15 protein-coding genes are annotated in these 14,108 nt (G+C 66.6%); 7 read left to right on the top strand and 8 right to left on the bottom strand.

The genetic code is table 11. From position 1 onward, the window contains the following. Positions 1–19 precede the first annotated feature (19 nt). The 3 genes from VF167_01345 to VF167_01335 all read right to left on the bottom strand — a co-directional run bounded on the left by VF167_01345 (position 20) and on the right by VF167_01335 (position 3,035). Entirely contained in the window at positions 20–496 is a 477-nt protein-coding gene (locus VF167_01345; GenBank protein ID HEX6924046.1) for a hypothetical protein, read from the bottom strand. 58 nt (positions 497–554) lie between these two features. Then, a complete protein-coding gene (locus VF167_01340) occupies positions 555–1,700 on the bottom strand; it encodes a hypothetical protein (protein ID HEX6924045.1) in 1,146 nt (381 codons plus the stop codon). 84 nt (positions 1,701–1,784) lie between these two features. Next, a complete protein-coding gene (locus VF167_01335) occupies positions 1,785–3,035 on the bottom strand; it encodes a DEAD/DEAH box helicase (GenBank protein HEX6924044.1) in 1,251 nt (416 codons plus the stop codon). A 455-nt stretch (positions 3,036–3,490) separates the two neighbouring features. Between VF167_01335 and VF167_01330 the strand changes: the two genes are divergently transcribed. Further along, positions 3,491–3,979, top strand: a complete 489-nt coding sequence (locus VF167_01330) for a hotdog fold domain-containing protein (GenBank protein HEX6924043.1) — start codon at positions 3,491–3,493, stop codon at positions 3,977–3,979. A gap of 164 nt (positions 3,980–4,143) precedes the next feature. Then, the gene (locus VF167_01325; protein ID HEX6924042.1) at positions 4,144–4,944 is read left to right on the top strand and encodes a DUF5715 family protein; all 801 of its coding nucleotides are present in this window, start codon (positions 4,144–4,146) and stop codon (positions 4,942–4,944) included. A 132-nt stretch (positions 4,945–5,076) separates the two neighbouring features. Here the strand turns inward: VF167_01325 and VF167_01320 are convergent, their stop codons facing one another. The 4 genes from VF167_01320 to VF167_01305 form a co-directional block, all read right to left on the bottom strand. Next, positions 5,077–5,865 carry a PhzF family phenazine biosynthesis protein gene (locus VF167_01320; GenBank protein ID HEX6924041.1) on the bottom strand — a complete coding sequence of 263 codons (789 nt, stop codon included), beginning with the start codon at positions 5,863–5,865 and terminating at the stop codon, positions 5,077–5,079. Between the two features lie 35 nt (positions 5,866–5,900). Next, the gene (locus VF167_01315; GenBank protein ID HEX6924040.1) at positions 5,901–6,683 is read right to left on the bottom strand and encodes a lysophospholipid acyltransferase family protein; all 783 of its coding nucleotides are present in this window, start codon (positions 6,681–6,683) and stop codon (positions 5,901–5,903) included. Between the two features lie 53 nt (positions 6,684–6,736). Continuing rightward, entirely contained in the window at positions 6,737–7,096 is a 360-nt protein-coding gene (locus VF167_01310) for a TraR/DksA C4-type zinc finger protein (GenBank protein HEX6924039.1), read from the bottom strand. Between the two features lie 266 nt (positions 7,097–7,362). After that, complete coding sequence (locus VF167_01305; protein HEX6924038.1) at positions 7,363–7,899, bottom strand: carbonic anhydrase; 537 nt, start codon at positions 7,897–7,899, stop codon at positions 7,363–7,365. Positions 7,900–8,582: 683 nt separating this feature from the next. Here VF167_01305 and VF167_01300 point away from each other — a divergent pair. Continuing rightward, positions 8,583–9,578 (top strand): N-acetylmuramoyl-L-alanine amidase-like domain-containing protein, encoded by a 996-nt coding sequence (locus VF167_01300; protein ID HEX6924037.1) that lies wholly within the window; start codon positions 8,583–8,585, stop codon positions 9,576–9,578. Positions 9,579–9,732: 154 nt separating this feature from the next. On the opposite strand, the gene VF167_01295 is transcribed toward VF167_01300, so the two are convergent. After that, on the bottom strand, positions 9,733–9,966 hold the full coding sequence (locus tag VF167_01295) for a hypothetical protein (protein ID HEX6924036.1): 234 nt from the start codon (positions 9,964–9,966) through the stop codon (positions 9,733–9,735). Between VF167_01295 and VF167_01290 the strand changes: the two genes are divergently transcribed. From VF167_01290 to VF167_01275, 4 genes are all read left to right on the top strand, one after another. Then, the gene (locus VF167_01290; protein ID HEX6924035.1) at positions 9,903–10,856 is read left to right on the top strand and encodes a glycerophosphodiester phosphodiesterase; all 954 of its coding nucleotides are present in this window, start codon (positions 9,903–9,905) and stop codon (positions 10,854–10,856) included. The genes VF167_01295 and VF167_01290 overlap by 64 nt on opposite strands. 90 nt (positions 10,857–10,946) lie before the next feature. Further along, on the top strand, positions 10,947–13,058 hold the full coding sequence (locus VF167_01285; protein HEX6924034.1) for a hypothetical protein: 2,112 nt from the start codon (positions 10,947–10,949) through the stop codon (positions 13,056–13,058). 90 nt (positions 13,059–13,148) lie between these two features. Continuing rightward, positions 13,149–13,544: a cupin domain-containing protein gene (locus VF167_01280; GenBank protein HEX6924033.1), complete on the top strand. Its 396-nt coding sequence runs from the start codon at positions 13,149–13,151 to the stop codon at positions 13,542–13,544. 112 nt (positions 13,545–13,656) lie between these two features. Next, positions 13,657–14,106 carry a hypothetical protein gene (locus tag VF167_01275; protein HEX6924032.1) on the top strand — a complete coding sequence of 150 codons (450 nt, stop codon included), beginning with the start codon at positions 13,657–13,659 and terminating at the stop codon, positions 14,104–14,106. Positions 14,107–14,108 lie beyond the last annotated feature (2 nt).

Here is a 14,108-nt window from a genome sequence, read left to right as displayed (position 1 = left end):
GCTGGCAGGCCGCTGTTCTTCAATCCCCGCCGCGTGGGTGTCGCAGAGACGGATTGGCGGCGCGTTGCTCCAGCTCGTCGAGCTCGATGTCGGTGAGTCGTTTCATCTTCGCGTTCAGGCGACCGAGCAGGATCCGCGTGGCGCGCAGGTCGTGGTTCGACTCGATCAGCATCAGGGCGATGTCTCCGGCTCCCCATAGGAAACCTGCGAAGACGATCAGGCGCGTCGCCTCCACCACCAGGGTAGCGACAGCGTCCCCTCCCCGCTGAACCAGACCGATCACCACCTCGAAGACGAGCATCAGCAGGAGCAACACGGCCAGAACCTTGAACAATCGGGCGATGTACCGCAGGCCCTCGTGCGGCTCCAGGTCTTCGTCGCGAACCGTCGCCTCCGGAGGCGTCCCGCCCGGACCCTGCTGAGATCTGCGCTCGTCGAGGCTGTCCTCGGGGAACTCCCGCGCGCTGTGGCCCGACCTCTCTGCGCGTTCGTCCATGCTTACTCCTTCCACTCGATCCCTGGTGTGAGGCCAAGGCGTCCGCGCGACCGCGCGCCTACCAGCGCGCCCGATAGCCCCGGGTATCCAGGTGCACGAAGCCCGCGTGGGCTCCCGTGGGCGCGTAGATGCCGATCCCGCCGATCATCTCCGGGTAACGCTTTTCGACCTCTTCCGCGGCGGCCGCGATTACGCGTGCGTCGGCGACGGTCACCCGGCCATCGCCGTTGAGATCGTCCATTCTGCCGTCGCGGTCGTTGTCGACGGCGAAATCGATCGCATCGCCATACATGTGCCGCGACAGAGCGCCTCGCCCACTGGTATCGCCGCCGGTCTCGTTGTACCACGGCGTTCGAAAACCGCTGATGACGAAGATGTTGTCCACCGGGTGCCCGCGTCCTTCCAGCTCCTGGATCGTCAACTCCACCTTGTCGAGCGCGCGAGGCGAGACCACCACGTACTTCGGCCAGACATCCTCCTGCCCCTTGGTGAGCAGGTCCGCGAGCCGGACGTGCTTCGAGACCCGGGTGTTCATGTTTTCCGGGGTTACCCGCACGAAGCCACGGGGTGGGACATATGCACCCGATTCCTGCGGCCAGGAGCCGATCCGGTACGATCCGATCCTCCCCTCGTTCAGCTCGCTGGCCGGGACCAGGGTGACCAGGTTGAGATCAGAGACCGGTCGCAACGCGTCGCGCGCGCGGGCAAGGATGGCCCAGATGCCGGCAGAGGATGGCGGGGCGCTGCGAGCGGCCCGGCTGCTGCCGGCTATCGCGCCCATCGAGTCCACCGCTTCTACCGGTGCATAGACGATCTCGACGCCGGAGGGAACGGAATCGGGGAGCGGGAGCGTGTCCCCGGGCTCCTGCACGACGATACGCACCTGGCCGCTCTCTCCTCGAAAGCGCTCCTCCCAGTCCGTGAACGCGTTGATGGCGGCCTCGAGCAGGAAGGTGGCCGGGGCAGGAGAATTCCGTGAAAGGAGTGATGGCTGCTGGCTGATCCGCCGCGCGATGGAGGGGACGCCACCGGTCTCGATTGCGTGGATGGTGGCGTAGATCCAGCCGGAAAGGAGCAGCAGGGTGATCGCCACCATCACCAGGGTGAGGTAGCGCTGCTGCCGCGGGTTGAAACCCCTTCGTTCCCAGATCGAGCGCGGTTCCCGCCAGACGGGGAAGAGCTCCTCGTTCGATGCGTAAGTCATGGCGTCCGAAGCACTTCATTAACCGTGCCCGGCGCAAGCACGAGGAGATCCGCCCCGTGAGGCGGATCCATCGGGGTAGCGCGCTCAGCCCACCTGGAGCAGAGCCGCTAGCTCTTCGGGGCTGAGCTCCTTGCGCGCCCGCGAACCCATCCGGAAGCCCCGACTGGCCCGGACCGCCTTGCGATCGAGCGTCGGCAAGGGTCGGTCCTCGGTGGTGAGACCGAAGCCGTAGCCCTCCAGCTCGACCTTGGGGAGCTCGCGCCCGATGTGGTACTCGATCGCTCGCACCTCACCGATCTCAGCGGGCGACATGAAGGTGATCGCCTCGCCCGTCTGCCCCGCCCGCGCGGTCCGTCCGACGCGGTGGACGTAGCTGTCGGGATCCTGCGGGACATCGTAATTGATGACGTGCGAGATCCCCTCCACGTCGAGGCCTCGCTGAGCCACGTCGGTGGCGACGAGCACTCGTGCACGTCCCTCGCGGAAGTCGTCGAGGGCTTTGACCCGCTCCTTCATTCCGCGGTCCCCATGCATCACCACCGCGCTCACGTTGGCGCGCTCCAACTGGGCGATGACCCGATCAGCGCCCACCTTGGTGCGGGTGAAGACGATCACCGAATCCATGCCGGGGCGCTTCAGCAGCTCCAGAAGGAGCTGCGTCTTCTTTCGCCCGTCGACCGGATAGACGAACTGCTCCACCCCCTCGGCGGTGGTCCGGTGCGGCGCCGCTTCTACCGAGACCGGGTTGTGGAGCGAATCGTAGGCGAGCGACTTCACGTCGTTGGGAAGCGTCGCTGAGAAGAAGAGAGTCTGTCGCTTCTTCGGAACGTGTCGCAGGATCTCGTTGATCTGCGGGCGGAAGCCCATGTCCAGCATCCGGTCGGCTTCGTCAAGAACCAGCACCTCGAGCTCCGACAGGTCCACGTTCCCCCTCTCCAGGTGATCGATCAGGCGGCCGGGAGTCGCGACCAGGATGTCGAAGCCGGCCCGGAGATCGCGGACGTCCTTCTGCACCGGGGTGCCCCCGTAGATGCACCCCACCCACATCTCGCAGTATTTCGCGTAATCGCGGGCCGACTCGGCTACCTGAATGGCCAGCTCTCGGGTGGGGCAGAGTACCAGCGCGCGGAGTCCGTCTCCGCCGCGCAAGCGGTGAATGATGGGGAGCATGAAGGCTGCGGTCTTGCCCGTGCCCGTCTGGGCCCGACCGAGTACGTCCTTGCCAGCGAGTGCTTCCGGGATCGCCATCGCCTGAATCGGCGTCGGCAGTTCGTAGCCAAGCTCCTTCACGGCCCGCACCAGCTCCGGCGCGAGCCCGAGTTCCTCGAATGTCATCCAGTATCCTTGTGTGTGGCGGCCCGGGCTCTCACTTCCGGGTCCATCGCAGGGCGGGAACAAAGGAGGCGCCCCCGGGGCGCCTCTTCCCGACGCAAAAAGGCTCGCACCGACGCGTACTTGCGAGCCTGACCTCGTACACCCCGCAGTTATGAATGTTCACTACATGTTGCCCGCGGAATGATGTGGCCCTACCCGGGACCTGCGAGGCGTGCAACCTCCGAGTCGCGACAAGGGGTCTCGTCTCTTCGAGAATGGGTGAGCGCGTGGGCTCCCGCTGAGCGCCTTCACCCGAGCGGCGACGATCAACAGGGCAAGAAACCTATTGACACATATTATCCCCCCACGGGGTGTAGCAGTCTGGATGGGGTCGCGCGACGAAAGGGCAACGTTCCGGGGAGAGCGACCCCGCCCGGACTGTTGCCCCCCGAACAAGCCCGCCGCAGGCGAAACTCATGAGTTCCAATTCAATCCGCTCGCTCTGGCAACGAACCAACAGCTTGCCAGCCGGCAATCTCATTTTCAGCCGTCTCCTCGGCCGCTTCGTGCCGTACACCGGAACGATCGGACCGAGGGTGGAGGCGCTTTCCGACGGGTATGCGCGCGTGTCCATGCGGGATCGTCGACGCGTGCGCAACCACCTTAACTCGATTCATGCCATCGCCATCATGAACCTGGCGGAGGTGGCGGGCGGGCTCGCTCTGAATTATGGTCTCCCCTCGGGCGCTCGCGCGATCCTGATGTCGCTGGGGATCGACTACCTGAAGAAGGGGCGCGGCACGCTGACGGCTGAAGCGCGCATCGAGCTGCCGGACACGACCCAGCGGGCGGAATACGAGTTCGAGACCATCGTGAGGGATCGAAGCGGCGAAGTAGTCGCTCGAGTTCGCGCGCGCTGGCTCGTGGGTCCGGAGGAAGAGCGCGTTGGAGACGCCCCCGGTTAAAGCCGAGCCAACCCGATGCCGATCAACTAGTTGGAACATCAAGCACAGAAAGCCGGTAGAAGGGGTCGACTCCCGACAACTCCACCGGATCATCCAGCCGCGGCGGCGAAGGCGCGAACGGCCCGCCGCGGCGCTGTCATCCTACGTTCGCGGAAGGTGCAGTAATGAACCGTACCGTACTCCTCACCGTTCTGCTTTTGCTGGCGATCGCCGCTCCGTGCGTCGCCATGGAGCGAGCGACCCTCGCGGGATCGCCCGCGTCGATGGTCCGTCAGAACAGCGTCGCGAAAGCGAACGAATTCAGCTTCATCAGAACCGCCGACCAGGTCGAGCGGTTCGTCGAGGAGGGGTACCTGGTACGGATCGAGCCGACCGGCCCACTGCAGGTAGACGACGATGTGTCGTACCCGGTGGGCCGGCCGGAGATGAAGCTCTTTCTGGAGCGACTCGCCGAACAGTATCAGGACGGTTGCGGTGAGCCGCTGGTCGTGACCAGTCTGGTACGCCCCACCACCGAACAGCCAAGGAACTCGCACCCGCTCTCCGTCCACCCCGCCGGAATCGCCGTCGACCTGCGAGTGAGCTCCCGGGCGGACTGTCGTAGCTGGCTGGAATCGGCCCTGCTGGGCCTCGAGACGCGGGGCGTGCTGGATGTGACACGGGAGCGCCACCCACCGCATTACCATGTCGCGCTCTTCCCCGACCGGTACGCGGAGTACGTGAAGCCCCTGCTTGCCCGCGACTCGGCCCTGGCCGCCGAGAAGGCGCGTGAGGAGGCGGCCCGGCTGGCCATGGCGTCGCTCGAGCGAGTCGGCACTCCCCTGGCGGCCACTCCGGCTACCGAGCAGCCCCGCTCAGAGGGAGAGGTGAGCCCTTTTGCGTGGCTCAGCGGCGTGGTTCTGGTGCTGGGTGCGCTGGGGACGAGGCGGCTAGCGAGCACGCGGAGGCGGGAGGAGCGCGAATAGAAGCGGGGTAGGTTGGCGAGGCAAGTGACCAGGCTGTAGGGGGACCCGACCCTGTCAGCCCGGGCGCAGCGAAGGATCCCGCCGGAGGCCGGCACGAAGGTCCTTCGCTTCGCTCAGCAGAACATCGAGGCCTCAGAGCAACTCCGCCTGCATCACCGAAACCGCTTGCCCAGCGAGGATAGCGCGATCCCCCCGGACCCGCGTCCGCACCTTCCCGCCCCGTGCGGACACCTGATATCCGATCAAGCCCATCCGGCCCAACCGCTCTTCCCAGAAGGGTGCAAGCGTGCAGTGGGCGGACCCGGTCACCGGGTCCTCGTCGATCCCCACCCGGGGAGCGAAGAATCGCGAGACGAAATCGCTCCCGCCGGAGACCGCTTCCGCGGTCACGATCACCCCGCGTACATCGATGCGGCGCAGGAGCGAGAAGTCCGGCGTGAGGGAACGCACCTGCTTCTCGTTGTCCACCAGCACCAGCAGATCCGACTGGCTGGCGCCGACCCACCGAGGCACCACCCCGAGGGCTTCCACCAGGTGATCCGGCACCGGACACTCGCGCGCCGGAAGGAGCGGGAAGTCCAGCTCGATCCAGTTCCCATCCTGCCGCGCGGTGAGCAGCCCGCTGCGGGTGTAGAAGCGCGCCGGTGTGCCGGGGGATAGGTGCCCCTCGGTCCAGAGGACGTGCGCACTGGCCAGGGTCGCGTGACCGCAGAGATCGACCTCCGCGGTGGGCGTGAACCAGCGCAGATCGAAACCGTCATCGTGGGGAAGCAGGAAGGCGGTCTCGGAGAGGTTCATCTCCCGCGCCACATCCTGCATCCACGAATCGGAAGGGATGTCCGACAGGATCGTCACGGCCGCCGGGTTCCCGGTGAACGGGCGGTCAGTGAACGCATCGACCTGGGTAATCCGGATGCCCATGGGTATGGTGACAGGGTGGCGGTGAGACCGTTGCTTCAGGCGCTGCGCGGAGCACCCGAGAGGCGCGGCCGCTCGGCCGCCTCCAGCTCGCGACGGAGTTGCGCCCGCCCGGCAATGATAAGGTCGCGCACACGGTCGCGGAGGGCCGGCACGTCGGCGACCGTCAACCCCTCCGTGGAGATCGGCTCGAGCGCGCGAACCTCGGCGACGGCGCGACCAAAGACCAGCGAACCTTTCTGCATCGCCCCGCGAGTCCCCGCAACCACCAGCGGCAGGATCGGAACCCCTGCTTCGATCGCAAGCCGGAAGGCCCCGTCCTTGAACGGCAGGAGGTCGTCGGTACGGGAGCGGGTTCCCTCCGGGAAGATCATCACCGAAACGCCTTGCCGGAGTCGCTCGCGACAGCCCTCGAGCGCCTGGGCGCGGCTGTTCAGCTCGTTCCTGCGAACAGGGATATCGCCGGCCATCCGCATCATCCAGCCCATGACGGGAATGCGGAAGATCGACTCCTTGGACAGCCACTTCATCTCCCACGGGAGATGGCTGATCAGGAAGATGTCCGCCAGCGATTCGTGATTGGAGACCGCCACGTAGGGCCGTCGCGGATCAGTGACCCGTACCCCCGATGTGCGGAACTTCCAGAGTGGATTCAGAGCTACAGCCACCACCGCCGCCCTCCTGAACCAGCGGCCGACCACGTACCGCCCCGGATCGAAGGGGACGGTCACGGCGTAGATGAGCGCCAGCCAGGGCAGCCACAGAATCGTAATGATCGCGGTGACCGCCCAGACCCAGACCGACAAGATGCGCTGCAGCATCCTCGGAAGTTAACAGACGACCGGATGGCGCGGAACGGGGGGTGACCGCAGAGTCAGTTTCCGCTGCCGCAGGCGGCGCAGTTCAGCGTCTCGGGAAAGACGAGGAGGCGCTCGAAGCGGATCGGGGCCCGACAGTCGGCGCAGTAGCCGAAAGTCCCGTCCTCGATTCGCTCCAGGGCTTTCAGCACCTGCTCGAGCTGCAGCCGCTCGCGCTCGTGCAGGTTCTGCGTCATGCCTTGATTCTGGAGCGCTTCAATGCGGGAGAGGCGCCCCACGGCGGACTGATCGAGATCAGGCGTCCGGCTGGCGCCGTTGGATCTCATGCTCCGCTCCAGGCGGGCCAGGCTTCGCTGCAGCTCCTGCCGGATCTGTTCCAGCTGCTCGGGCGTCAGGAAGGACTGAGGTTTGGTCATGCTCGTTCCCGCGGTGAGTCTTGCGGCTTCCCCCTTCGGATGGGCACCAGGGGGAAGCGGGCATACGTGTCCGGGGCGCAGAGCGCTGCGCTCCGGGGTGAGAATCATCGTGCGAGCTGTCCCGGCAGGTTGTCCGGCAGCACGTCCGCGCCGCCAGAACCCTCCGCGCTTCGCGCCCCGTCCACCGAGCGCCGCCTGCTCGCTTCAGGGGCGTTCCGCTGCGCGTCCTCCGGCCGTGGCGGCAAGAGGGCGCGGCCTCCTCCAGCCTATTCGTCGATCAGGTAGAGCCTGTTTTCCTCGACCTTGTAGAGCATCGGCGCGACCAGCACTTTGGGGTAGCGAAGCCGGAGGCGGTTCGCTTCCGCGCAGACGAAGTCGATCTCGCTGCCGATCTCGAAGATGGGTGCGAAGTGGTGAAAGTGCTCCGCCGCCGCGCCGCGGTCCCACCCCGCCTCCACCAAGCCATCCACGAACGCCTGCTCGCGGGCCATCAGGTTGACCATCCCGCAGTGATTGTGGCCGATAAGGACGATCGCCCGCACACCACCCACCGCGATCGCGTACGACACCTTGAACTCAGACGGGCGCATGTTCGCCCCCCCGGCCCGAAGGATGTACGCGAAGTTGTCCGGAATGCTCAGGTGATTCCGGTTGTCCATGCACATGCCGATCAACAGCTCGGCCTGTGTGTACTGATCGTGAGGTCTGCGAAGGTTATGGTACTCCAGGAGTCGGCTGACGGGGGTGTCGCGGTACCGCGGGAAGATCTGGTCGACGCTATCGACGGGGTAAACTCGTTCCAATGCCTCGCCTCCTGCCTGAAATGAAAGCAAGGCCCGCGGGGTTGGCAGCTCCAGATGCCCGCCCGGGACGCTCGCGTTTCGTGGCGCCCCGACTGCCGACTGCCCGCGTACGGCTGCGGAACGACGTTCTCCAAAATCGGCGGGATGCCCGCCGCGCTTCCAGCGGAAGCCGCGGACACCCCGCGTCTACTCGTGCTCGGACCCATCGGCGCCGGGGCCGACGCGCGGCGGCTGCCCTGGCAAGCCGCGTGCGGTTTGCACGATCGGGACCCCGCCGCTCTGTGTGAAGTATGCTGACGCGATTGGCGTGCGTCAACGGGGAACCTGCGAGACGAGACTGTCCTATCGATTCGCAGACCAACGGTTTGCCATGATTAGACCGCCCGTCTGGGTATTCGGTGCTGCGTTTCTCTGCGCCTGTGGAGGGAACGCTCCCCCTGCGGTGCCTCCCAGCGACGACCCGGCTCGCGTGGAATGCGATCGCCTGGCGGCGCGCGCGATCCAGCGAGGTGATCCTGACGAGGCCGCCCGCCTTTCTTCGGAGGCGTCACGTTGCTATGCAGCCCTGGATTCGCTTACGACCTGAGCCGATTCCCAGGCACTCCCTTCCGCCGCCAGCATTCGACCACCTTCCACAATTCGCGTGGTGACTCACCCGATCATATCACAGCGGACCACCGACCATGACCCTCTCGCGACGCGACCTGCTGCGAAACGCCATCGGCTTTGCCTCGGCGATGGCCATCCCCGCGCCACTCCTTGGCTGTCTGGAAGGGGGGCGCGAGGGCTCCGCCGCCGCGGCGACCGACGGCGCCGGTCCCGCGCTCAGCGAGTCTCCCTTCACGCCACCGCCGTCGCCCGAGGACGAAGAGCGGCTGATCCGCTGGGCGGGCGTGCTCCGCGAGGAAGGGCTGGTCGACGCTGACGACTCCACCGGTAGGGCCGCCACGCGGGTAGGGGAGCTGGCCGCCGGCACTCCATACGAACCATATACGCTGGAGCAGTACATCCGCGTGGCGGACGGTCCGCCGCGGGCTGAGCCGCTCACCCTCCACCTGGACCGCTTCGACTGCGTCACCCTGGTGGAATCGTGTCTCGCCATCGGGCGAGTGGCGCACGCGGAGGGTCCCGTGCAATGGCAAGCCTTCGCGCGGGAGATGGAACGGATGCGTTACCGCGGGGGCAAGCGGGAGGGCTACACGAGTCGCCTCCACTACTTCAGCGAGTGGCTCAGCGACAACGAGCGCCGCGGCCTGGTGAGGCTACTGGGAGAGGAGCTCGGCGCTCGTCCGGACACGCGGCCCCTACGATTCATGTCTTCACACCCCGACTCGTACCCTGCGCTCGCGTACCCGGAGATTCTGGCCGAGATCGAGGCGATGGAGCGGACGCTCGACGACGAGCCGCGCTGGGTGGTCCCGACCGACCGCATCGCCGCGGTGGAGACGCAGATCGAGACCGGTGACGTGCTGGCGTTCGCGACCTCGATCGAAGGGCTGGATGTAACGCACTCCGCCTTCGCCTACCGCGACGACGGCGGGGTACTGCGTGTCCTCCACGCTCCGTTGTCGGGCGGCGTGGTGGAAATCACCCGGAGCACGGTACCTGAGTACGTAGCCGCGATTCGGTCGTCTACCGGGATACTGGTGGCACGCCCATTGTGGGGGTTAGCACGCTGACGGGTCAGTGCCAGCGGTACACATCAACTTCTGCGATTGACATCAGCTCTGGAAGCGGCGACGCGCGAAGGCGCCGGAAGCGAATCGGGCGACTTCGATTCGCTCCCGACGCCTCTGGATTATCCGACCTGATCCTTACCGTGAGCCGCTCGGCTCAGGGATCGTTGCCCTCGGTCGGGTTGACGTCGATATCCGGGGTCTCGACCTGCTGGGTGTCGGTGCCCACCTCGACCTCGGCCGGATCGACGTCTACTTCCGGAAGGTTGCCCTCATCCGTGACCTCGACGTTCGGGAGATCACCTTCCTCCTCGACTTCGGCGGTGCATGCGGCGAAAGCCGCCGAGATTGCGAGAACTGGAAGGGCACGAAGGATTCTGTTGCGGAACATGTGATCTCCTTTGCGAGGGCACTGGCCAGGACCGTCGGTCCTGTTCCGGACGATCCGGCTGCTTGGAATGGCGGTGCCTTCGGCAACTCGCATGCCGTACCGGGTGGCCCCGAGGATCCGGATCGCTGAAAAACGCGCGCGCAGGCCTGCCTCGCGCTCGACTTCCAGGCTCTGGGGAGAAAGCGATGGAACCCTTTCCGCGGCTTCTAGTCCTTGGTGACCGAGGAGCTCCCGATGTGGCTCTGGAGAACACACTGGAGTCGTTGGCGCGCGCCCGTGCCCAGGGCGCCGACGGAGTAAAGGTAGATATCCGCATCGCTGCGGACGGCGTCCCGGTGGTCATCCACGACGGAACTCTCCAAAGGACCTTCGGCCGGCGCGAGGAGGTAGCCAGAATCACCTGGCCCGCGTTGCAGCAACTCACCGGGGCCCGCCTTCCGGACCTGCAACAGGTGGCGGCCTGGGCCGCGGCGTCGGAATCGTGGCTGAACGTGGAGATCAGGGCGGGCGGATCCGAGCAGACCGTCGTTGAAATCCTTCGCGATCATGGTCTCACCGAACGCTGCTTTCTCTCTGCGTCCGACGATGCGGTCCTGACCAAGCTGGGACGCATTGCTCCCTCAGTGCGACGTTTTCTGGTGGCCGAGAGCTGGAACGAAGCGGTAGCGGAGCGAGCGGCCCATTGCGGAGTGAACGGCGTCTGCCTGCGGGTCGATGAGGCCTCGCCGTTCACCATCGAGGTCGTGCGCCGGGAAGGGTACGCCGTGGCGGTCTGGACAGTGGATGACCCCGCTCACTCGGTCACGCTGGCGCGCGAGGGCGTCGCGGCGATCATCACCAATCGACCAGGAGAGATCGCGGAGGCGCTGATTGCGTCGGGGTACCGCTGAGGATGGCGCAGGGATTGCCGGGGCGCAGCGGGGTTTTCGACTGCGGCGATCGCCGCGATCTCTCTTGCTCAATCGACCGGAACGCAGCCGATGATCGTTGCCGCCGCCCTGGCCCTCCTCTTCCAGCAAATCGACACCCTCCCTCCTCCGTCGTTCGATTCGCCGGAAACCCAGGCCCTGGTCGAGTTCACCATCGGCCAGTCTGGTCAGATTCCAGCAGACCTGCTGGATTACCGCGCGGACGTGCAGACCTCGATGTACATCACCCTGGCCACCGATTCGGTGGGAGGAGGCGACCTTCCTGCCACGGTGGACGAGGTCGTCTCCGAAGTGCGGTGGCACCGAGGGGAATTCGTGCGGCAGGAGGTGAAGGGGCATCGGGCGCGCGTGCTGATCCCGCTGCCCTACACGCTCGCGACGATCATGGAGGACCCCTGGATCGTTCCGCACCTGTACGGGATCGAGATCTTCACGCCTTTCGCCGGGCGGAGGGCGGTGAACCCCTTCGGTCAGCGAGGTCCGGAGGTCTACCGCTACGACGCGCTGGAGCCGGTGCGTCTGCGGGTGCAGGAAGAGTTGATCACGCTGATCCCCATCTCCGTACGCCCCCGTGGGGGTCGTGCGCGCGAGGACGACCTCCTGGTCGTCGGAACCTTCTACCTGGACGCCGATCGCGGGGCGGTCGCCAGGGCTAGGTTGGGCTTCGTCGGCGGAGGCAGCGAGGTGCCCTCTTCGGTGGCCGAAATCGGCACCTTTGTGGAGCTGGAGAACGGCCTCTGGGAGGGCCGCTACTGGCTCCCTTATCGCCAGCGGCGGGACGTCATCTTCGAATCGAAGGTCCTGGGAGGGGCGATCTCCGGTCGGGTCGTGAGCCAGTGGATCGACTATGACCTCAACACCGGATGGGAACCGCAAGGGCCACGCGAGCAGCTGAGCTGGAATCTACAGCCGGCCTCGGAGGCCTTCGTGGGTTGGCGATCGCAGGTGGGCGAAGATGCGGGACGCTACTCGATGGACGACTTTGCCGACCTGCGGCTCGCCACGGCCACCGCGGCCCGGTCGGAGAACGCGGGACCCACGGTCGGGCTTCACTTCGAGCGCGGCAGTCACCTGTTCCGCTACAACCGGGTGGAGGGACCCTTCCTGGGCGTGGGCGCCCGGTTGCTGCCGTCCGATCCGCAGCGTCAGCCGTGGCAGGTGTATGGTACGGCGGGGTGGGCCTTCGCCGAGTCGACCGCCCGGGGCGAGGTCGGCCTCCTCTGGGGGGAACCAGTCGCGCGGGCCGGCGCCGGTGTCAGCGATTTCGGATTCGGCCTCTCCGCCTATCGCCGGCTGATCGACATTCAGCCATTCCGGCCCACCTACGACTGGGAATGGATCTACACCTTCCCGGCGCTGCTCTTCGGCTCGGACGAGCGCGACTACTACGACGCAACCGGGGTCGAGTTGTTCGGTTCCGTCCGTCACGGGCGGTGGGATGGCCGCCTCGGCGCGCGGTACGAGCGCCACGACTCGGTCACCGTGAACACCTCGCGCTACCTGTTCGGCACGGCCGACGAGTTCGGCCCGCTGGCGGGAATCGAACCGGGCAACCAGGTGGCGGTGGAGGGATCGGCCGGGTACTCGCTCGGGCCGGGTGCGTTCGGGATGGGAAGAAGCCTGGTGTTTCGCCTCAGCGGCGAGGCGGGGCTCGGCGACTTCAGGTATCAGCGTCTGTGGGCTTTGAGCAGCGCTCGCTATCAGCTCGGACCCATCACGGCGGCGGCCCGGATCGATGGCGGGCACAGTTGGGGTTCCGTCCCGCCCCAGCGGCTCTTCCGCTTCGGCTCGCTGGAGGGACTGCGCGGCTACGAGAGCAACGAGTTCGGCGGATCGACCGCCCTGCTCGCGCGCGGTCGGGTGACCGTAGGTCTGCCGCCCCGGTCCACGCAGCCACTGGGGCGTGTCGATATCTTTCTCATCCCGCCTCTGCGGCCGGCGCTGGTGCTGCTGGCGGAGAGCGGCTGGACCCGGGTGAACGACGGGCTGCGCGACGAACTGGGCCGACTGGGCTCGGTGCCCACCGACGGCTTCCGCTCCTCCCTCGGGGTGGGGCTGAGCTTCTTCGAGGATGCGATCACCGTCGAACGCCTGGAGCCCGTGGGCGCAACGGCGGGAGATCGAGAGGGGCGATGGTACGTCGGGCTGACGTACTGGTACTGATGGTACGGGCCTACGGAGCCGCCTCCGGCCGGCTCCTTGCAAGCACTGGCCGGGCAGCTCCAACCTGAACCGACGGCGTGGAGAGACCCTATGTCATCGATCAATCGCCCGCTGACCGCTCCCAACCTGATCTTCGATCTCGCTGACCAGCTTGCCGAGCTACGGCAGGAAGAGGCCTACCGACGAAGCGGGCGGGCGGGTCGAACGCTGGCGAAGTCTGGCCGGCTGCGGGTCACGCTCGTCGCCATGGCGAAAGGGAACGTGATCGCCACGCACCAGGCGGACAGTCCGATGACGCTCCATGTGCTCTCCGGGCACATCCGCTTCCGAGCCGCCGGTGAGGACCAGGAGCTCAGCGCCGGGCAGCTCCTCTTCTTCGGTCCGGGCGACGCGAACGACATTACAGCCACTGAAGAGAGCGCCTTGCTGCTGACCCTCTCCGCGATCGGCGACGATTTCGGCGGGGACGACGATGGGGCGAACTGAACAAACCAAGAAGCGTAGGCAAAAGGGGAAGGGGGAAGGAAAGCCAGACTTGCTCGCCCCTGCACGGGATCCTAGCTTCCGGCAGCCAACCCATCACCGCTCGCCGCGTCCCGTGAAGCCCCAGCGACACGCAGCCATTCTCGACCTGGTCCGGATCCAGCGCATCCCCTCGCAGGAGGTCCTGCGCGAACGTCTCGCCGAGCGAGGATTCGAGGTCGCCCAGGCCACGCTCTCCCGCGACATCCGCGAGCTGGGCCTGATCAAGATGCCGGACGAGGACGGCGGCTCGGTCTATACCGTCCCCGCCCACGTCACCGATCCGACCCCCGCTCTTTCCCGCCTGCTACCCGCGCTCTACCTCGGCGCGGACGGCGTGGGCAACCTGCTGGTCGTGAAGACGTTGACCGGCGGGGCTCAGCCAGTGGCGGTCGCCATCGACTGGCAGGAATGGCCGGAGATCGTCGGGACCATCGCTGGCGATGACCAGATCCTGTTGATCCTGCGCGAGCCCGAGCACCTGCCCGAGATCGTCCGCCGCCTGGAGGAGCTGGCGGGAGGCTGAGC

The sequence above is a fragment of the Longimicrobiaceae bacterium genome, assembly GCA_036375715.1.
GTDB lineage: Bacteria > Gemmatimonadota > Gemmatimonadetes > Longimicrobiales > Longimicrobiaceae > DASVBS01.
This window is presented reverse-complemented; position numbering and strand designations above follow the sequence as displayed.